Source organism: Bradyrhizobium sp. HKCCYLS2038 (genome assembly GCF_051167655.1).
Lineage (GTDB): Bacteria > Pseudomonadota > Alphaproteobacteria > Rhizobiales > Xanthobacteraceae > Bradyrhizobium.
Genome location: NZ_JBNPTM010000003.1, coordinates 728,209 through 746,796, shown reverse-complemented (window position 1 = coordinate 746,796; position 18,588 = coordinate 728,209). Strand labels below are relative to the sequence as shown.

Below are 18,588 nucleotides of genomic sequence, written 5' to 3'. Positions count from 1 at the left end.
GTTTTTCAGCATTTCCGTGAGCATTTCGATCTTGGCGGCGTTGCGCTCTCTTGGAGTGGTTGCCTGTCTCCTCGTCACGACCGCCGACATCGTCGCGGCCAACGAGGGCGAGACCGTGTGGCCATTGGTGAAGGATGAGCCTGCACGGCAGGGCTCGCAGGATGCGGCTGCAAAGCGGGACGAGCCGAAGGAGAGCGGTACGCGCGAGGCGCTCTGCCTGATCATCGAAGCCGCGGCCAAGGCCAACGACCTGCCACTGGAATTCTTCGCCCGCGTGATCTGGCAGGAGAGCCGCTTCCAGAGCGATGCGGTCGGACCGGTGACGCGGAGCGGTCAGCGCGCCCAGGGCATTGCGCAGTTCATGCCGGGCACCGCGAGCGAGCGCGCATTGCTGGATCCATTCGATCCGGTGCAGGCGCTGCCGAAGTCGGCGGAGTTCCTCGCCGAACTGCGCAATCAGTTCGGCAATCTCGGCCTGGCTGCGGCCGCCTACAATGCGGGCCCGCGCCGCGTGCAGGACTGGCTGGCCGGCAAGGGCCAGATGCCCTGGGAGACACGCAACTACGTCTCCGTCATCACCGGCTCCTCGATCGACGACTGGGCCGCGGCCGGGAAGGGCGGCAAGACGCCGCCGAGCCCGCCGCCGACCTCCTGTCATCAGCTGATGGCACTGCTCAAGCGCGCGCCGAATCCGTTCGTTCGCGAGCTCGAGCAGCACGTCGCCCTGGCTGCGGCCAAGCCCTGGGGCGTGCAACTGGCTGCCGGCTTCGACCGCAACCGGGCGCTGTCGATGTATTCGCGCGCGATCAAGGGGCTCGGCACCGTGATCGCCGGCCGCGATCCGAGCCTGCTGTCGTCCGTGATGCGCACGCGCGGCAATCGCGCATTCTATCAGGTGCGCATCGGCGCCGAGACCCGGCCCGAGGCGGACCAACTGTGCACGCGCATTCGCCGCGCTGGCGGCGCCTGTTTCGTGCTGCGCAACCGGGCCTGACGAACGGGCGGCTTGCGCCGGCTGCAGAGCCGCGCGCGCCCGATGATGGTTGACGAGAGGCGCTTTCGCCAGCCTTATCGCGGTCCGTTCCGCTGGGCCGCCCGTGACACTTCCTCCACTCGATTCGCCGCAATGGCATGGTTCGCTGCGAGCCTTCGGCTGGGGGCTGCGCGCGACGTCGGCGACCATCCTGTCAGTGGTGCTGTTCGTCACCTTCATCGGCATCGGCGCGCTCGCCCACGACACCCATTTCAGCATGCTCTGGGCGATCCTGAGCACCGTGCTCGTCTGGGCCGGCCCGGCGCAGATCATCCTTGTCTCGACGCTAGGCTCCGGCCAGACCATCCTGCAATCGGCGATCGCGGTCACGATGAGCGCGATCCGTCTGTTTCCGATGGTGGTGGCGGTGCTGCCGCTGATCCGGGGGCCCACGACGAAGCGGCGGCATCTGGTCCTGATCGCCCACTTCACCGCGGTGACCTTGTGGGTGGAATGCTATCGCTTCCTGCCGCATGTGCCGCGTGATCGCCGCATCGCCTTCGTACACGGCCTCGGCTCGGGACTGATGGGCGTGGCGCTGGTGGCGACCATCATCGGCTATCTCCTGGCCGCTAACCTGTCGCAGACCTTCGGCGCTGCGGTGCTGCTGCTGACGCCGCTGGCCTTCCTGTTCTCGACCTTGCGCAACGCCAAGGAGCTTGCCGACGTGCTCGCGCTCGGCCTCGGTCTCGTGCTCTATCCGCTGGCTGCCCAGCTCAACAGCGGCGTCGACATCCTGGTCAGCGGCGTCGTGGCTGGCACGCTCGCGTTCAGCGTCCACAAATGGCGCGAACGGCGGGAGGCGGCATGAGCGATTTCATCGGCGATTGGCACGCGCTCGTCGTGCTGCTGGTGGCGGGCGTGATTCCGAACCAGATCTGGCGGCTGCTCGGGCTGTGGTTCGGCAGCGGCCTCGACGAGGGCTCGGACCTGCTGATGTGGGTCAAGGCGGTCGCGACCGCGATCCTGGCCGGCGTCATCGCCCAAATCCTGGTGCAGCCGCCCGGCGCGCTCGCCAGCGTGCCCTGGGGGCTGCGCTATGGCGCCGTCGTGGCCGGCCTTGCGGCGTTCCTGGCGACGCGCCGCTCGATCTTCGCCGGTGTCATCTGCGGGGAAGCGGTCATGCTGGCCGGCAAATGGTGGCTCGGCTGACTTGCGCGGCCGCAATTGCGGTGCGGCCGGGTTCGGCTAAGTTGCGGAGAGAGGACATTGGCATGACCACAGCTACCGAACTCCGCCCTGGTGAAGTCGCCGTCGACGCCCCGCAGCCGCGGGACGCCGCGCTGACCTTCATCGGCCGCATCCGCACGCCCTGGAGCTCTCGTCTGGAGACGCCCCGGCAGGGCAGCTTCGAGGGACCGGTCTGCCGGCTGGAGATCTTCGAGCCATGGGTCCCGGCGCTGCAGGGCATCGACGCCTTCAGCCATCTCCAGGTGCTGTACTGGCTCAACCGAGCGCGCCGCGATCTGGTCAAGCAGAGCCCGCGGCACCATGACGGCGAGACCCGCGGCACCTTCGCCCTGCGCTCGCCGGTGCGTCCCAATCCGATCGGCGTGTCCACCGTCCGTTTCGTCGCGCTGGAGGGCAACGTCGTGCTGGTGCGCGGACTGGATTGCCTGGACGAGACGCCGCTGATCGACCTGAAGCCGGATCATTGCGTGTTCACACCTGGCGCGGCCGAGGACAAATAGGACCTGCGATCCGGATGTCGAACGTGAACAAGCGGCCGCAGAAGACCGTGACGGCTCTGGATGCGATCACGGCGGACCTCGTCGCCGTGCTGGTGGCGGTGACCGACGGCCATCCCAAGATCATGACCATCGATCATGCTGCGGCATTGCCGAGCGGACCGTTTCAGTTCGCGCATCGCTCGCTGCAGATGGGGCTGCGCGCCTGGGTCGAGGCGCAGACCGGTCATCCGCTCGGCTATGTCGAGCAGCTGTATACGTTTGCGGATCGCGGCCGCAGTGGTGACCCCGATGCGCCGCATCGCATCTCGATCAGCTATCTCGGGCTGACGCGCGAGGAGGGCGGGCGCGAGGGCGCGGATGCGCAATGGTCGTCCTGGTACGACTACTTTCCCTGGGAGGATCTTCGCGACGGACCGCCGGCCATCCTGGCCAAGATCATTGCGCCGAGGCTGAAGGCGTGGGCGCGGTCTGCCGACGAGCCGGCGCTGCAGAAGGCGAGGTGGCGGCGTGCCGCCATCACCTTCGGCCTCGACGGCCGCGAGTGGAACGAGGAGCTGACGCTGCAGCGCTACGAGCTGCTGTACGAGGCGGCGCTGATCCCCGAGAGCGTGCGCGAGAAGCGCGGCGAGGCTGCCGTCGCAGGCCGTGCGATGACGTCCGACCACCGTCGCATTCTCGCCACCGGCATCGCGCGTCTCCGCGCCAAGATCAAATACCGGCCGGTCGTATTCGAGCTGATGCCGGACGAGTTCACGCTGCTGCAACTGCAACGCAGCGTCGAGGCGCTGGCTGGGAGGCTAGTGCACAAGCAGAACTTCCGCCGCCTCATCGAGCAGCAGGAACTGGTTGAAGAGACAGGCGCGATGGCCGCCGACACCATCGGCCGCCCAGCCAAGCTGTTTCGCTTCCGCCAGGGCATTCTTGCCGAACGCGCCGTCGTCGGCACCAAGCTGCCGCTCTCGCGATCGTGATCCCAAGCGCTTGACACAACTTATGCTCAGGATAAGTATAAGCCATATTATGCTCATGGAGAGTATAAATGGCCGAGCTTATCCTCCCTCCCGTCGCCTCGTCTGCACCGCTCGCCGAGCGCTTGAGCCGCGTTATCCCACCGCCGGAATGGGCGGTCTTCGCCGATGATGTCGAAGCCATCCTGGCGCTGAAGCGCGAGCGCAACGCCGTGGTGCTCGCGCACAACTACCAGACGCCCGAGATCTTCCACGGCGTCGCCGACATCGTCGGCGACAGTCTCCTGTTGGCCCGCGAGGCGATGAGGGTCGATGCCGAGGTCATCGTGCTGGCTGGCGTGCATTTCATGGCCGAGACCGCCAAGCTGCTCAATCCCGGGAAGACCGTGCTGATCCCGGACACGGAGGCGGGCTGTTCGCTTGCGGACTCCATCACCGCTGCCGACGTCCGTTTGATGCGCGCCCGTCATCCCGGCGTGCCCGTCGTTGCCTATGTCAACACGTCGGTCGCCGTGAAGGCGGAGTCCGACATCTGCTGTACCTCCGGCAACGCGCGAGCGGTCGTGGAGTCGCTCGGCACGGATCACGTCATCATGCTGCCGGACGAGTATCTCGCGCGCAACGTCGCCGCGCAGACGAAGGTGAGGATCACGGCCTGGAAGGGCCATTGCGAGGTGCATGAGCGCTTCAGCGCCGAGGATGTCCGTACGCTGCGCGACAATCATCCCGGCGTCACCGTGCTGGCCCATCCAGAATGCCCGCCGGAGGTGGTGGCGGAGGCCGATTTTGCCGGCTCGACGGCGGCGATGTCGGACTTCGTCGGGACGAAGAGGCCGGCCCGCGTGGTGCTGCTGACGGAGTGCTCGATGAGCGACAACGTCGCGGTGATGTATCCGGACATCGAGTTCGTGCGTCCCTGCAATCTGTGTCCCCACATGAAGCGGATCACTCTGAAGAACATCCGTCACGCGCTCGAGACCAACACGCACGAAGTGACGATTGATCCGGCCATGGCCGAGCGCGCACGGCGTTCGGTGGAAAGGATGCTGGCGCTATGAGCAACGATTTCTCCGACCTCATCGGCCGTCCCGTGATCATCGGCGGCGGTGCCGCGGGCCTCATGACGGCGCTGCAGCTCGCACCCGAACCGGTCGTGCTGCTGTCGAAATCGCCGCTCGGCGCCGAGGCGTCCAGCATGTGGGCGCAGGGCGGCCTCGCCGCGGCCGTCGGCGACGACGATGATCCGGCGCTGCATCTGCAGGACACGATCGCAGCGGGGGCCGGACTGTGCGACGAGATCGCGGCAAGCCGCATCATCGCTGCAGCGCCAGCGGCGGTCGCGCATCTCGCTGAGCTCGGCGTCGCGTTCGACCGGCATGTTGACGGGCGCTGGCGCCTCGGCCTGGAAGCCGCGCACAGCCGCAATCGCATCGTCCACGCCACCGGCGACGGCACCGGGCGCGAGATCATGCGCGCGCTGATCGCAGCCGTCAGGCGATGTCCGTCGGTGACGCTGCTGGAAGGCGTCGAGGCGCGCCGGCTGCTCTTCGAGGACAATGCAGTCCAGGGCGTGCTTGCGGTGCGTGGTGATGAGCCGCTCGTGCTCGCCACCACGCGCGTCGTGATCGCCACCGGCGGCATCGGCGGGCTGTTCCTCGACAGCACCAATCCGTCCGGCTGTTTCGGCCAGGGCCTCGCGCTGGCGGCGCGAGCAGGGGCCGTGCTGTCCGACCTCGAATTCGTGCAATTCCATCCGACCGCCTTCGATGGACCGTCGCGGCCGCTGCCGCTGCTCACCGAGGCGATCCGCGGCGATGGCGCTGTTCTGATCGACGAGCAGGGCACGCGCTTCATGGCCGACGAGCCCGGCGCCGAGCTTGCGCCGCGCGACGTGGTGGCGCGGGCGGTGTGGCGTCATCGCGCGCAAGGCCATCGCGTGTTTCTCGATGCGCGCGCGAACCCCGGTAAGGAGTTTGCCGCGCGCTATCCGGTGATCAGTGCGTCCTGCCGGATGGCCGGCATCGATCCGGCCGTCGATCCCATCCCGGTGCGGCCGGCCGTGCACTACCATATGGGCGGCATCGCCGTTGATGCGATGGGGCGCAGCAGCGTCGACGGGCTGTGGGCCTGCGGCGAGGCCAGCCGCACCGGCCTGCACGGCGCCAACCGGCTCGCCAGCAACTCGCTGATGGAGGCGATCGTCTGCGCGCGTTGGGTGGCCGAGAGCGTGGCCGGTGCGCCGCGTGGCATCAGCCGGCCGCGCGAGATCGCAGCGATGCCGCCTCCGTCGGAGCCTTCCGCCGTGCGCCCAATCCTGTCGCAGGCGCTCGGCGTGTTGCGTGAGCGCGGCACGATGGCAGCCGCTATCCGAAGCCTTCTCCCGCTGGCTGAGGGAGCAGGGGCTTCAGCCGATCCGGCCCTGGTCGGCCTGATGATGGCGGTCGCGGCGCATGCCCGCGAGGAGAGCCGTGGCGGGCATTTCCGCAGCGATTGTCCGGACACGCAGCCCGTCGCGCAGCCGTCCCGCTTCACCATGTCCGAAGCCATCGCCGCAGCCCGCGGTCTCGCCGAGACAGAGTCGTTCAGGAGTGCCGTATCATGAGCCTCAATCCTCTCTCGCCCTTGCTCTACGAGCCGCTGGTGCGCACCGCGCTGCTGGAGGATCTCGGCCACGCCGGCGACATCACCACAGATGCGATCGTGCCCCGTGAGCGGCGTGCGTCGTTGCAGCTGCGGGCGCGCCAGCACGGCGTGATCGCCGGCCTCGATGTGGCGCGCTGCGCGTTCCAGATGGTCTCGCCCGAGGTCCGTATGGAGACGATCCGCGGCGACGGCAGCGTCGTCGCGCCCGGCGATGTCATCGCCACCATCAGCGGTCCGGCACGAGCGCTGCTGACCGGCGAGCGCGTCGCGCTCAACTTTCTCTGTCACCTCAGCGGCGTCGCCACCGCGACGGCTCAGCTCGTCGTTGCGGTGAAAGGCACGCGGGCGCAGATCGTCTGCACCCGCAAGACGACGCCGGGGCTGCGCGCGCTGGAGAAATATGCGGTGCGCGCCGGCGGCGGGGGCAATCACCGATTCGGGCTCGATGATGCCGTTCTGATCAAGGACAACCACATCGCGATCGCCGGTGGCATCACGGCTGCGATCACGAGGGCGAAGGCTCATGCCGGGCACCTCGTCAAGATCGAGGTCGAGGTCGACACGCTGGCGCAGCTCGAGGAGGCGCTGGCGCTCGGCGTCGACGCCGTCCTGCTCGACAACATGACGCCGGCGGAGCTCGAACGCGCCGTGGCCATGACCCGGGGCAGAGCCATCACCGAGGCCTCGGGCCGGATCACCGTCGAGACCGCGCCCGCGATCGCCGCGACCGGCGTCGATCTGATCTCGGTCGGCTGGATCACGCATTCATCGGCCGCGCTGGACATCGGGCTCGATGAGACGTGAGGTCTGATCAGCCCTTCAGCGCCGCGATCAGCTTTGCGGCGTTGTCTTCCAGCACCTTCGGGTCCTCCTTGCGGCTGGCGGCCGGCAGCAGGGCTGTGCCCTCGTGGCGCGGCATGACGTGGACGTGGAGGTGGAACACCATCTGGCCGCCGGCGTGCTCGTTGAACTGCTGCACCGTGATGCCGTCGGCGGCGAAAGCGGTCTTGGCGGCGCGCGCGATGATACGCACGGCGCGGCCGACATGGAGGTAGTCCTCCTCGGTGATATCGAGGATGTTGCGGGCCGGGGCCTTCGGGATGACCAGCGTATGGCCGGGCACGCGCGGCATGATGTCGAGGAAGGCCAGGACGTGGTCGTTCTCGTAGACCTTGGTGCAGGGGAATTCGCCGCGCAGGATTTTTGCGAACGGGTTGTTGGGATCATAGGCGGTCATGGGCAGTCCCTCGGCGGTTCCTCGTGATGCGCCTTACTCTCACCGGCGCGTGCCGCCGGTCAAGACGGCTCGTCGATGCCTTTCCGGAACGGCGCGGATTCGGCGAGCTCGCGGCCGGCCTCCTCGACATAGGCGCGCTCGCGCTTGAGATAGTCGTCGATGGCGCGGCGCAGGCCGCGATCGGCGATGTAGTGCGCGGAGTAGGTGGTCTGCGGCAGGTAGCCGCGCGCGATCTTGTGCTCGCCTTGGGCGCCGGCCTCGACGACCGCGAGCTTGTGCTGGATCGCGAAATCGATCGCCTGATAGTAGCAGACCTCGAAATGCAGGAACGGGTGGTGCTCGACGGCGCCCCAGTTGCGCCCGAACAGCGTGTCCGAGCCGATGAAGTTGATGGCGCCGGCGATCCAGCGCCCGTCGCGCCTGGCCATCACCAGCAGCACATCGTCGGCCATGGTCTCGCCGATCAGCGCGAAGAACTTGCGGGTGAGATAAGGCCGGCCCCATTTGCGCGAGCCGGTCTCCATGTAGAACGCGAAGAAGGCGTCCCAGGCGTCCTCGGTGATGTCCTTGCCGGTCAGCCAGTGGATGGTGATGCCGGCGCTGAGCGCGTCGCGGCGTTCGCGCTTCATCGCCTTGCGATGCCGCGAGTTGAGCGTCGCCAGGAAGTCGTCGAACGTCGAAAAGCCCTGGTTGTGCCAGTGGAACTGCTGGTCGGTGCGCTGCAGGAAGCCCTGTGCGGCGAGCAGCTGCCATTCTGCCTCGCGCGCGAAGGTGACGTGGACCGAGGAGGCCTCGCTGATCCCGCACAGGGCCTTGAGCCCCTGCGCCAGCGCGTTGCCGATCACCTCCCGATCCTGGTCGGGGCGGATCAGCAGCCGCGGTCCGGTCGCGGGCGTGAAGGGGACGGAGACCTGGAGCTTGGGATAATAGCGCCCGCCGGCACGCTCATAGGCATCGGCCCAGCCGCGGTCGAAGACATATTCGCCCTGCGAATGCGACTTCAGATAGCAGGGGATGACGGCCAGGATCTCCTCGCCCAGCTTCGCGACCAGGTGGCGCGGCGCCCAGCCGGTGCGCAGGGTGGCCGAGCCGGAGGCTTCCAGAGCCGAGAAAAAGGCGTGGGAGACGAACGGATTGTAGGCGTGACCGCAGGCGCCGGATGAGCCCGGTGTGACGCGGCCGTCGGGATTGGCGCAGGCGTCCCAGGCGGCAGCGGGGATGTCGCTGACCCCCGGAACGGCTTCGAGCGTAATCTCAGGTGAGGCCATCGAACCCTTACAAAGCGTCTGGCAGGAGAACGCTCAGCCGAGACGTCCGGATTGCCACGTCCTGAAGATCGTGCATCGCAGCAGCGAGTTCAAGGCCGGCCTCACGTCTCCGGCGTAAAGCCTTCGAAGATCATTTGATCCGCGTACCGGGCTGCCGTGGCGCGCTGTTCGGCCGTCCGGACCGTCCAGGTCAGCAGCGGGCAGCCGAACACGTTGCGCGCGATCCAGGGCGGGGCGGCCGGCAGCTCTTGCACCCAATAGGCGACGAAATGCGGTTGGGTGCTGAAGCCGTGTTTCAGATGCAGCATGCTGTCGCGCTGCGCCTGGGTCAGCGTGGCCCAATAGCCGTCCTCGTAGGTGCGCTGGGCGACGATGCCGCGCGTCAGCTTCGGCATGGTCTCGCGCAGCGCATGCACCTGGTCCGGATCGAACGACATGCCGACGACCGGGCCGGAATACGTGGCGAGCACCTCGGCCATGCGCCGGACCAGGCGATGATCGCCTTGAAACTTGCTCTTGACCTCGACGACCAGCGGCACGCGTCCGCCGATCAGGTCGCAGAGATCCTTGAGCGTCATCATCCGCTCGTCGGTCTGCTTGAACCTGACGGCCTTGAGCTCGGCCGCCGTCTTCTCGATCAGCGGGCCGGAGCCCTCGGTGAGCCGGCCGAGATCGTAGTCATGATGCACCATCGCCTCGCCATCGGCCGACAGCTGGATGTCGCATTCGATGGCGAAGTTGCCGGCGACCGCGCCTCGCGCGGCGGCCGGCATGTTCTCGATGATGCCGCTGGCCGCATCGTGCAGGCCGCGATGGGCGACGGGGCGGGCCGTCAGCCAGTCAGGTGCGCGCATTCGCCCCGTCCATCCATTTTCTGTTCAATCTCACGCGACCTCGAACACGCCTTCGACCTCGACCGCCGCGTCCGACGGCAGCGATGCGACGCCGACGGTGGTGCGGGCGTGGCGGCCCTTGTCGCCGAACGCGGCGACCATCAGGTCGGAGGCGCCGTTGAGCACCTTCGGCCCGTCGAGGAAGTCGGGCGCCGAATTCACGAAGCCGCCGAGCCGGACCACGCGCACGACCTTGTCGAGATCGCCGACCGCCGCCTTGACCTGTGCCAGCAGGTTCACCGCGCAGCCCTTGGCCGCGGCATAGCCGTCCTCGAGCGACACGCCGCCGCCGAGCTTGCCGGCCGCGATCAGCTTGCCGTCGCCGCCGAGGCAGACCTGGCCCGAGACGAACAGCAGATTGCCGGTGCGCACGAAGGGGACATAATTGGCCACCGGTGCTTTCGGCGCCGGCAACGTGATGCCCTGTGCCGCCAGATTCTGTTCAACCGTACCTGCCATCTCACATCCCCGTTCTGTCGCCTGAAAACCCGTCCCGTGCCGGACCGCGGCCCTGTTTGGCGCAGTTGCCAGTGACATGCAAGGCGCCCGCGGCGGCGTTGACTCGGCCGGCCGAACGCACGTTTCCGTGAGCCAGCCGCAGTTGCGACGTAATGCAGCGGTCTCTAATGTGACGGTTCAACGATACGTCTCCCGAGGAAAACTCATGGCTCATTCGTTTCGACTGTCGCTGGGAGCGCTGGCTGTCGCGGCGATTACGTTCGGTCCGGCGCAGGCCGGGGCGGGGGTACCGTTCCTGCCGCATCAGGCGCTGTACGAGCTGAGCCTGGTGAAGTCGCGCGGCTCGAGCCCCGTCAACAGCGCCCGCGGCCGCATCCTGTACAATTTCTCTGGCAATGCCTGCAGCGGCTACACGTCGGATTTCCGCCAGGTGTCCGAGCTCGACCTCGGCGAGGGCAAGGTGACCTTGAGCGACCTGCGCTCCACCGCCTGGGAGGACGGCGCCGGCAAGAGCTATCGCTTCAAGATCGACTCGCGGATGAACGACCAGTCCTCCAGCCCGGTCGACGGCATCGCCGAGCGCACCGGTGACCACATCACCGTCAAGCTGAAGCAGCCGGAGGCGAAGACCTTCACGCTCGACGGCTCGACCGTGTTTCCGACCGAGCAGATCCAGCGCATCATCGCGGCTGCCCGCGAGGGCAAGTCGCTGCTCGAGCTGACGGTCTATGACGGCTCCGACAATGGCGAGAAGGTCTACAACACGCTGACGGTGATCGGCGCGCCGGTGCCGGCCGACAAGGCTGCGGCCAAGCCCGACGCCTCGACTGACAACAGCGAGATGAAGTCGATGACGCGCTGGCCGGTGACGGTCAGCTACTATGACCGCGACGCCAAGCGCACCGAGGGCGAGCAGACGCCGGTCTATGCGATGTCGTTCGAGCTGTACGAGAACGGCGTCTCGCGCGCGCTCGTGCTCGACTACAACGACTTCGTCATTGCGGGGGCGCTCGGCAAGTTCGACGCCAAGGACGTCAAGGACGGCAAGCCCTGCAGCAATTGAGACGGCACTCATTCCGCCGTCTCCGGGCCGTCATAGGCAATGCCGCGAATGACGGCGGCCTGACCGAACTTCTTGCGTAACGCATCCATGGCGCGCTCGGCCGAAGCCGAGCGGCGGTCCAGCATGTCCGTATCGGACGCTTCCGATCCCGGGCGCAGCGCGCTGACGCCGGCGCCCATCAGGCGGAACGCGGTGCCGTCAGTCTCGCGCGCCAGCATCTCCTTGCAGATCGCAAAGATCCTGCCCGCGAGCTGGGTCGGTGCCGCGATCGACTGCGAGCGCGTGCGCTGGCGGAAATCCGCGGTCTTCAGCTTCAGCGTGACGGTCGAGCCGGCGAGTTGGCTGGACTTCAGCCGCGACGACACCTTCTCGCACAGCCGCCAGAGCGTCTTTTCAAGGGTCGCATAGTCGCGAATGTCGGTCTCGAACGTCGTCTCGTTGGAGATCGTCTTGGCGCCGCGGTCCGCCACCACCTTGCGATCGTCCAGGCCGCGCGCCAGCCGCCACAGCCTGCGGCCTTCGCCGCCGAACTGCTTCATCAGCGCGATCTCGTCGGCGCGCTGCAGGTCGGCGATGGTGCGGAAGCCGCAGTTCGCCAGCCGCTGCTGGGTGGCGGGGCCGACGCCGAAGATGAAGCCGACAGGCTTGTCGGCGAGCATCGTCACCGCCTCGTCCTGGTCGAGCGCGGCGAAGCCGCGCGGCTTGTCGAGATCGGAGGCGATCTTGGCCAGGAACTTGTTGCAGGACAGCCCGACCGAGACGGTGATCCCGATGCTCTGCTCGACCTCGCGGGCGAACCGCGCCAGCACCTTAGCCGGGATCATGCCGTGGACACGCTCGGTGCCGGAGAGGTCGAGGAAAGCCTCGTCGATCGACAGCGGCTCGACCAATGGCGTCAGCGCCAGCATCGCCTGCCGCACCTCGCGGCCGACGCGGACATATTTTGCCATGTCCGGGCGAATCACCGCCGCCGACGGGCACAGCTCCAGCGCCTTGAACATCGGCATCGCCGAGCGCACGCCATAGGTGCGCGCGATGTAACAGGCCGCCGACACCACGCCGCGCTTGCCGCCGCCGATGATGACGGGACGGTCGGCGACATCCGGGTTGTCGCGCTTCTCGACCGTCGCGTAGAACGCATCGCAGTCGATATGGGCGAGCGTCAGCCGGGGCAGGGTGGGATGGCGCACCAGGCGCGGCGAGCCGCAGGCGATGCAGCGGCGGGCGGCGCGCTCCAGATCTGTCAGGCAGTCTCGGCAGAAGCAGGTCGGGCCGGCAGCCGCGCGCGACGCTCCCTCTGGCGCGATCGTGGTCACGGCACGTCGCGCTCCCATTGCGGGTCGCCCAAGGCTTGCCTTGCCGCCATGATATTGGTCGGATGTAACTTGGAGTGGGCGGCAAAAGCCTTTACCGTCTCCTCGTCGCGCAGCACGAAATCGAGCACGCTGACCAGAAAATTCGGGTCGGCGGCGGAGGATCGCAGCGTCTCAGGCCCAATCCCGGTCTCGGCCAGGAAGCGGCCCAGGCGTTCCGGTTCCCCGGCCAGGAAAGAAAGGGCCTGAACTGCAACGATTTCAGCGACTTCGCGCGGATTTCGAACGGGCTTTTTCAACGGCGCATATGCCTTTCCATTAACTTGTCGTCGCTACTTTAAAACCATCATGCCCGAGTCTTCGGCGCGGGTTCAAGCAAGTGGAAACCATCTCGGGCGAAGATGGAATACCGCCTTAACGGCTTTGAACGAATCTGGGGCTAGTTTGAACGAGATGGTAGCGGTGGGCAGGCGTCCACCGGAGGGCAGTCGGGTGTCAGTGATTCGGAGGGGCGGATGGGTAAGACCGTCCTGATCGTGGAAGACAATGAGCTCAACATGAAGCTCTTCCGCGACCTGTTGGAGGCTCACGGCTATCAGACGTCGGGCACCTCCAGCGGCGTCGAGGCGCTCGATCTCGTGCGCAAGACGCGTCCCGACCTGATCCTGATGGACATCCAGCTGCCCCAGGTCTCGGGCCTCGAAGTGACGAAATGGATCAAGGACGATCCGGATCTGCGCGCGATCCCGGTGGTCGCGGTGACGGCCTTCGCCATGAAGGGCGACGAAGAGCGCATCCGCGAGGGCGGCTGCGAAGCCTATCTTTCGAAGCCGATCTCGGTCGGAAAATTCATTGAAACGGTACGACGCTTTATCGGCTAGGGAGTTCCTGCAGTGTCCGCGCGCATCCTCGTCGTCGACGACGTCCCGGCCAACGTCAAGCTCTTGGAAGCCCGGCTGTCGGCCGAATATTTCGACGTGCTGACTGCCTCGAACGGCGCCGAGGCGCTGCAGATCTGCCAGCGCGCCGAATGCGACATCATCCTGCTCGACGTCATGATGCCGGACATGGACGGCTTCGAGGTCTGCCGCCGGCTGAAGTCGAACCCGGCGACGCATTTCATCCCGGTGGTGATGGTGACGGCGCTCGACAGCCCGTCCGACCGCGTGCGCGGGCTCGAGGCCGGCGCCGACGATTTCCTGACCAAGCCGGTGTCCGACGTCGTGCTGATCGCGCGCGTGCGCTCGCTGACGCGGCTGAAGATGATGACGGACGAGCTGCGCATGCGTGCGCTGACCTCGCTCGAGATCGGCGTGCAGGCGCCGGAGCGCAACGCCGTGGCCGATGCCGGCAAGGGCGGCCGGGTGCTGCTGGTCGACGACCGGCCGTCGTCCTACGAGCGGCTCGGGCCGATGCTGGCCACCGATCATACGGTCGACGTGGAGACTCATCCGGCGGAAGCCGTGTTCAACGCGGCCGACGGCAACTACGATCTCGTCATCGTCTCGCTCGACCTCAACGATTTCGACGGCTTGCGGCTGTGCAGCCAGCTGCGCTCGCTGGAGCGCACGCGGCACGTGCCGATCCTGGCGATCGCCGAGCCCGAGAACAATTCGCGGCTGCTGCGCGGCCTCGAGATCGGCGTCAACGACTATCTGCTGCGCCCGGTCGACAAGAACGAGCTGCTGGCGCGCGCCCGCACCCAGATCCGCAAGCGCCGCTACACCGACCATTTGCGCGACAACGTCCAGAACTCGATCGAGATGGCGATCACCGACGCGCTCACCGGCCTGCACAATCGGCGCTACATGGAGACTCATCTTTCGACGCTGGCCGACCAGGCGGCGAGCCGCGGCAAGCCGCTGGCGCTGATGATGCTCGACATCGACTTCTTCAAGTCGATCAACGACAATTACGGCCATGACGCCGGCGACGATGTGCTGCGCGAATTCGCGATGCGGGTGCGCAAGTCGATCCGCGGCATCGATCTCGCCTGCCGCTATGGCGGCGAGGAGTTCGTCATCGTGATGCCCGAGACCGATCTGCACGTCGCCGGCATGGTCGCCGAGCGGCTGCGCCGCTCGGTCGCCAACGAGCCGTTCTCGGTGCACAAGGGCGAGAAGCGCATCGAAGTGACGACCTCGATTGGCATCTCCACCCTGGAGCAGAAGGGCGAGCCGATCGCCGACGTCATGAAGCGCGCCGACAATGCGCTGTACCGCGCCAAGCACGAAGGCCGCAACCGCGCGGTGGCCATCGCGCCGGTGCACACGCCGGCGTCGTTCCTGCCGCAGGCTGCCGGCCGCGGCCGCTGAGGAGCGGGGAGGGCACGCCTTCTCCGTCCTTGGCTGAAGACGATGATCGTCAGGACAACTCATCGCATCGCCCGTCATGTCGATCCGGGCCTCGTGCTTCGAGACGCGCCGCAAGCGGCGCTCCTCAGCATGAGGGGCGAGAGCGAGCTTCGCAGCCCTTGGAGATCCTTCCAGGGCTCCAAGACCCCAAAGACCATACCAAGACCACAGACCTCGTCCTGAGGAGCACGCCGCAGGCGTGCGTCTCGAAGGAAGGCCATGGGCGTTGACGGGAAGGGCGGCTGTTTTGTCCTGTCGCTAAAGCCGGCAAGCTGCCAACGATAATCCACACATCTCTCCACATCGTCATTCCGGGGCGCGCGGAGCGCGAGCCCGGAATCCATAACCACGATCGGGAGTATGGATTCCGGGCTCGCGACTGCGTCGCGCCCCGGAATGACAGCGAGTGTCGTTCGACAGTCTTCCACGCATGACTACTCGTCCTCGCCGCGCATTCCGCGCCCGAGCTTTGCCAGTCACAACCCTCTTCGAGAACAGAGGGCGCAGGGAAGGCCGGGTGCAGGTCGCACCCATGGTCCGCGTGCAACAAAAAGCACGCGGCAGAACCACAGGTACGAGCCGGACATCCGGCCCTCCCTGCGCGATGGCTTTACGACTTATTCCGTGCTCTCCCCGGGGACCGGCGTTCTTGCCCCCGTCATCAGCGCGCTCGTCGCAGCGCGGACTTGGCCTCAGCGTCGGGAGGCCAGGACCACACGGCTTCACCGTGCGCATCAGGATGTTCGTCCGCGCGGCCAAGCCACGCTGCACCCCGACACGCCCACCGCAACCCACCTCACGCTCGTGACGATCGCGATGCGCCCCTCTGGCGAGGTGGGATGATCGGGAGATAGCATGCATTCTGAAAAAACGAAAGAAGAATATTGCAGCGCAATTGGCAGATGGAGGTGATCTGATTGAATTGCTTCGATAAATTAGTTTTCTGGCGCAGCGCTTCCGGCGTGATGTGCGGCCCGGCGCAAGCCGGCTCCACTTTCCGATGAAGCTCGATCGCGCGGGCTGCTGACGTGCTAGGATCGGATCAAAGCTCGGGAGACGGACATGGAGTTCTGGCTTTTCATGATCGTGTCGATCGGATCCATCCCGCTCGCATCGGCCATGGCGCTCGAACGCCGGAGATCGTCGAGGCGCTGGTTGTGGACCGCCGCGATCGTCGGACCACTCGCGCCACTGGCGCTGCTCATCCTCGGTGATACCAGGCGGCCGGCCGAGGTGAACTAGGCCGAGACCGGTCAGCGGAGCGTGATCCGTCTCGTTTGTCGCGCTAGGATGTGCGTGTACAACGAGATGTCATCCGGGAGGGAAGTCATGAGACGGCTTCGGATAGGTGCGACGATCGGTGTGTTGATGCTGAGCGGACTCTGGCTCCTGGATGCGCTCGGTGTTCAGACCAATGTTCTGGGCATGGCAGCCCTCGCAGGTGTTTCGGCGTGGTTGGCTGAATACGTGGAGGATCGCTTTATGCATCTTCGGGCAGGGGAGTGATCTTTCGAATGCAGTCAGCGCCCCATGTTGTCGGAATGTCACTACTCGCTCTGAGGCTGTGTGAGATATCCATGTCGCTTGATATGACGCTCGCATCGTGGTACTAAGATGCCATGAGCAAACTCGTGCGCATCATGAACTTCACCCACATGACCTGGTTCGGCCGGGCCGTGGAAGGAGTCGCGCGCTAGGAGTTTGACGACGCGATGTTCTCACCAGGCCCCGCCGGCATCGGACGGGGCCTTTTGTTTGGCCACGCTCCCTGCCGGCACAACAGCAGGAGCGATAGATGCCACCTCATCAGACCAGTCAGACCATCGACGCCGCGTGCCGTGATGCACGGCCGGGCGCCGATCTCACCATCGCGTCGATCCACGACGCGGCCAATGACGTGCTGCAAGCGACGTATCCCAATGCAGCCGTTGCCGCGCTCCAGGACGCGTCTCCGGAAAAGGACGCGGCCGGCCCGCCGGTCACGCCGACCTGGCTGATCATCCGCCTGATCGGCTGGTGCTGGCGCGCTATTCAAGCGCGGCAACGCCGCGAGCACGTGCGTGCAAATCTGTACGAGCTGAACGAACGCGAGCTCACCGACATCGGCATCACGCGCGCCGAGATCGAGCACATCGCCGCGATGCAGGCGCTCGACGGTCTGAGGGACGACCCGCGCTATTTCGCACTCGTCTCGCGCAGGATCATGTAGCGGGTGCGGTTTGCAGGGCGGATCAGCGCAGCGTGATCCGCCACTTTGCGGCGCGCGTCTCATTAGCGGATTACGCTACGCTCATCCGCCCTACGGGTCTGAACGACGTGGATGGCCGGGACAAGCCCGGCCATGACGACGTGGAGGCAGACGAGCACGCCACTGCGATCGTCATATGCGATAGCCCTGCTTGCGCATGGGTGCTCCTCCGCGCGCGCACGAACTACATGCCTTGATCTGGCGCAATCGCCGTGGTAGATGCAAATCATGATCAACGTCGTGCGCAATTCCAACCGCAAACATACGACCCGCCGTAGTCGGGCCGTGGGAGGAGTCGTGCGCTAGGTTTTCGACGACACGATCATTCCACCAGGCCCCGCCGGCATCGGACGGGGCCTTTTGTTTGGCCACGCGTCCTGCCGGCATCACACAGCAGGAGCGACCGATGCCACCTCAGACCCACCTCACTGCCGAGACTGCTCGCAATGTCGTGCCTCTCGTTCTCGATCGTCCCATCTCGGTCACGGCCAACGCCGCGCGTGATGTGCAAGCTGCGCCGCGCTCTGCTGCGCCCATCTCAGTGCTGCACAATTTGTCGGAGAAGGGGCCGCCGCGCCGCCAGGCGTCGCTGCGCCCGGATTGTTCAGTCTTGTCGCGGGATATTGGCAGGCGTTTCAGGATGGCCGCAGACAGCGCAAGATGCGCGTGACGCTGCGCGATCTCAGCGAGGCGCAACTGATCGATATCGGCCTGGCGCGCAGCGACATCGAGCACCTCGCCGCGCACCGCGAACTGGAGAAGCTCAAGGACGGCACGGCACAGCTGATGATGTCGCGCGGCGTGATGTAGCGGCGTGCGGGTTGGATATCGGAGTGTTCAGGGCAGATCCACGTGATCTGTCCTGCCATGACTATATTGTGTCGCAAGAGGATGAGTGCTTGCGGTGCGCGATGCTGGTTGCCACAGCGTCATTGCGAGCGCAGCGAAGCAATCCAGGACTATCCGTGACGGGACTCTGGATTGCCTCGCTGCGCTCGCAATGACGGAGCCAGATACGAGCGTTCTCCGACAATGTGCGGGGAGGGACTCATGCGCCCTCGCGGGCGCTTTCACCGGAGCTTTCGCCGGAACCGCCCGCTCTCGCGGACGTTTGTCTGGGCCCAAGGAGGAGCCCCAATGACAAAGCTGATGTTCGCGGTTGCCGTGTCGCTGTCCGTTCTGCCCTCGCTCGCATTGGCCCAGGGCCATATGGGTACGCCACAGGAGCAGAAGGCGTGCGCGCCGGACGCCAAGCGCTTCTGCCGCAGTCAGATGGGCGACGACTTCGCGGTGCAGAATTGCCTGACGCAGAACCGGCAGAAGCTGAGCAAGCGCTGCTCGGCAGTGTTCCAGAGCCACGGCATGTAAGCCGGCGCTCACCCTTTCACGATGACACCAGGCGCGGACGGCTCACGCCG

The 18,588-nt window shown here is 66.3% G+C and carries 22 protein-coding genes; 16 read left to right on the top strand and 6 right to left on the bottom strand.

Annotation, left to right across the window (positions count from 1 at the left end; genetic code table 11):
• The first annotated feature begins 22 nt into the window (after nucleotides 1-22).
• The 8 genes from ACQR1I_RS17355 (at nucleotide 23) to nadC (ending at nucleotide 7,139) form a co-directional block, all read left to right on the top strand.
• Nucleotides 23-994 carry a transglycosylase SLT domain-containing protein gene (locus ACQR1I_RS17355; protein WP_434867415.1) on the top strand — a complete coding sequence of 324 codons (972 nt, stop codon included), beginning with the start codon at nucleotides 23-25 and terminating at the stop codon, nucleotides 992-994.
• A gap of 103 nt (nucleotides 995-1,097) precedes the next feature.
• Nucleotides 1,098-1,844: an AzlC family ABC transporter permease gene (locus ACQR1I_RS17350; RefSeq protein ID WP_434866739.1), complete on the top strand. Its 747-nt coding sequence runs from the start codon at nucleotides 1,098-1,100 to the stop codon at nucleotides 1,842-1,844.
• Nucleotides 1,841-2,185: an AzlD domain-containing protein gene (locus ACQR1I_RS17345; protein WP_434866740.1), complete on the top strand. Its 345-nt coding sequence runs from the start codon at nucleotides 1,841-1,843 to the stop codon at nucleotides 2,183-2,185. Before ACQR1I_RS17350 ends, ACQR1I_RS17345 begins: the two co-directional genes overlap by 4 nt.
• Before the next feature lie 62 nt (nucleotides 2,186-2,247).
• Nucleotides 2,248-2,724, top strand: a complete 477-nt coding sequence (gene tsaA / locus ACQR1I_RS17340) for a tRNA (N6-threonylcarbamoyladenosine(37)-N6)-methyltransferase TrmO (protein ID WP_434866741.1) — start codon at nucleotides 2,248-2,250, stop codon at nucleotides 2,722-2,724.
• 14 nt (nucleotides 2,725-2,738) lie between these two features.
• On the top strand, nucleotides 2,739-3,695 hold the full coding sequence (locus tag ACQR1I_RS17335) for an NUDIX hydrolase (RefSeq protein ID WP_434866742.1): 957 nt from the start codon (nucleotides 2,739-2,741) through the stop codon (nucleotides 3,693-3,695).
• Nucleotides 3,696-3,763: 68 nt separating this feature from the next.
• Nucleotides 3,764-4,750: a quinolinate synthase NadA gene (nadA, locus tag ACQR1I_RS17330; protein WP_434866743.1), complete on the top strand. Its 987-nt coding sequence runs from the start codon at nucleotides 3,764-3,766 to the stop codon at nucleotides 4,748-4,750.
• Nucleotides 4,747-6,294, top strand: coding sequence for an L-aspartate oxidase (locus tag ACQR1I_RS17325; protein ID WP_434866744.1), 1,548 nt, complete (start codon nucleotides 4,747-4,749; stop codon nucleotides 6,292-6,294). The genes nadA and ACQR1I_RS17325 overlap by 4 nt, the downstream gene beginning before the upstream one ends.
• Nucleotides 6,291-7,139 carry a carboxylating nicotinate-nucleotide diphosphorylase gene (gene nadC, locus ACQR1I_RS17320; RefSeq protein WP_434866745.1) on the top strand — a complete coding sequence of 283 codons (849 nt, stop codon included), beginning with the start codon at nucleotides 6,291-6,293 and terminating at the stop codon, nucleotides 7,137-7,139. Before ACQR1I_RS17325 ends, nadC begins: the two co-directional genes overlap by 4 nt.
• Before the next feature lie 7 nt (nucleotides 7,140-7,146).
• On the opposite strand, the gene ACQR1I_RS17315 is transcribed toward nadC, so the two are convergent.
• The 4 genes from ACQR1I_RS17315 to ACQR1I_RS17300 all read right to left on the bottom strand — a co-directional run bounded on the left by ACQR1I_RS17315 (nucleotide 7,147) and on the right by ACQR1I_RS17300 (nucleotide 10,192).
• The gene (locus tag ACQR1I_RS17315; protein ID WP_434866746.1) at nucleotides 7,147-7,572 is read right to left on the bottom strand and encodes an HIT family protein; all 426 of its coding nucleotides are present in this window, start codon (nucleotides 7,570-7,572) and stop codon (nucleotides 7,147-7,149) included.
• 59 nt (nucleotides 7,573-7,631) lie between these two features.
• Complete coding sequence (locus ACQR1I_RS17310; protein WP_434866747.1) at nucleotides 7,632-8,840, bottom strand: GNAT family N-acetyltransferase; 1,209 nt, start codon at nucleotides 8,838-8,840, stop codon at nucleotides 7,632-7,634.
• 101 nt (nucleotides 8,841-8,941) lie between these two features.
• Nucleotides 8,942-9,694, bottom strand: coding sequence for a glycerophosphodiester phosphodiesterase (locus tag ACQR1I_RS17305; protein ID WP_434866748.1), 753 nt, complete (start codon nucleotides 9,692-9,694; stop codon nucleotides 8,942-8,944).
• A 30-nt stretch (nucleotides 9,695-9,724) separates the two neighbouring features.
• Nucleotides 9,725-10,192 (bottom strand): RidA family protein, encoded by a 468-nt coding sequence (locus ACQR1I_RS17300; RefSeq protein ID WP_434866749.1) that lies wholly within the window; start codon nucleotides 10,190-10,192, stop codon nucleotides 9,725-9,727.
• A gap of 205 nt (nucleotides 10,193-10,397) precedes the next feature.
• Between ACQR1I_RS17300 and ACQR1I_RS17295 the strand changes: the two genes are divergently transcribed.
• Nucleotides 10,398-11,255, top strand: coding sequence for a cell envelope integrity EipB family protein (locus tag ACQR1I_RS17295; protein ID WP_434866750.1), 858 nt, complete (start codon nucleotides 10,398-10,400; stop codon nucleotides 11,253-11,255).
• Nucleotides 11,256-11,263: 8 nt separating this feature from the next.
• Here the strand turns inward: ACQR1I_RS17295 and ACQR1I_RS17290 are convergent, their stop codons facing one another.
• Together ACQR1I_RS17290 and ACQR1I_RS17285 are read right to left on the bottom strand one after the other, a co-directional pair.
• A complete protein-coding gene (locus tag ACQR1I_RS17290; RefSeq protein ID WP_434866751.1) occupies nucleotides 11,264-12,589 on the bottom strand; it encodes a DNA polymerase IV in 1,326 nt (441 codons plus the stop codon).
• Nucleotides 12,568-12,867 carry a DUF3572 domain-containing protein gene (locus ACQR1I_RS17285; protein ID WP_434866752.1) on the bottom strand — a complete coding sequence of 100 codons (300 nt, stop codon included), beginning with the start codon at nucleotides 12,865-12,867 and terminating at the stop codon, nucleotides 12,568-12,570. The genes ACQR1I_RS17290 and ACQR1I_RS17285 overlap by 22 nt, the downstream gene beginning before the upstream one ends.
• Nucleotides 12,868-13,083: 216 nt before the next feature.
• Between ACQR1I_RS17285 and ACQR1I_RS17280 the strand changes: the two genes are divergently transcribed.
• From ACQR1I_RS17280 to ACQR1I_RS17250, 7 genes are all read left to right on the top strand, one after another.
• Entirely contained in the window at nucleotides 13,084-13,449 is a 366-nt protein-coding gene (locus ACQR1I_RS17280) for a response regulator (protein WP_434866753.1), read from the top strand.
• A gap of 12 nt (nucleotides 13,450-13,461) precedes the next feature.
• The gene (locus ACQR1I_RS17275; protein ID WP_434866754.1) at nucleotides 13,462-14,883 is read left to right on the top strand and encodes a PleD family two-component system response regulator; all 1,422 of its coding nucleotides are present in this window, start codon (nucleotides 13,462-13,464) and stop codon (nucleotides 14,881-14,883) included.
• Nucleotides 14,884-15,984: 1,101 nt separating this feature from the next.
• Nucleotides 15,985-16,164, top strand: a complete 180-nt coding sequence (locus ACQR1I_RS17270; protein WP_434866755.1) for a hypothetical protein — start codon at nucleotides 15,985-15,987, stop codon at nucleotides 16,162-16,164.
• A gap of 87 nt (nucleotides 16,165-16,251) precedes the next feature.
• Nucleotides 16,252-16,428: a hypothetical protein gene (locus tag ACQR1I_RS17265; RefSeq protein ID WP_434866756.1), complete on the top strand. Its 177-nt coding sequence runs from the start codon at nucleotides 16,252-16,254 to the stop codon at nucleotides 16,426-16,428.
• 289 nt (nucleotides 16,429-16,717) lie between these two features.
• Nucleotides 16,718-17,131, top strand: coding sequence for a DUF1127 domain-containing protein (locus ACQR1I_RS17260; protein ID WP_434866757.1), 414 nt, complete (start codon nucleotides 16,718-16,720; stop codon nucleotides 17,129-17,131).
• Between the two features lie 705 nt (nucleotides 17,132-17,836).
• Nucleotides 17,837-17,980 (top strand): DUF1127 domain-containing protein, encoded by a 144-nt coding sequence (locus tag ACQR1I_RS17255; RefSeq protein WP_434866758.1) that lies wholly within the window; start codon nucleotides 17,837-17,839, stop codon nucleotides 17,978-17,980.
• Nucleotides 17,981-18,307: 327 nt separating this feature from the next.
• On the top strand, nucleotides 18,308-18,538 hold the full coding sequence (locus tag ACQR1I_RS17250; protein ID WP_434866759.1) for a hypothetical protein: 231 nt from the start codon (nucleotides 18,308-18,310) through the stop codon (nucleotides 18,536-18,538).
• Nucleotides 18,539-18,588 lie beyond the last annotated feature (50 nt).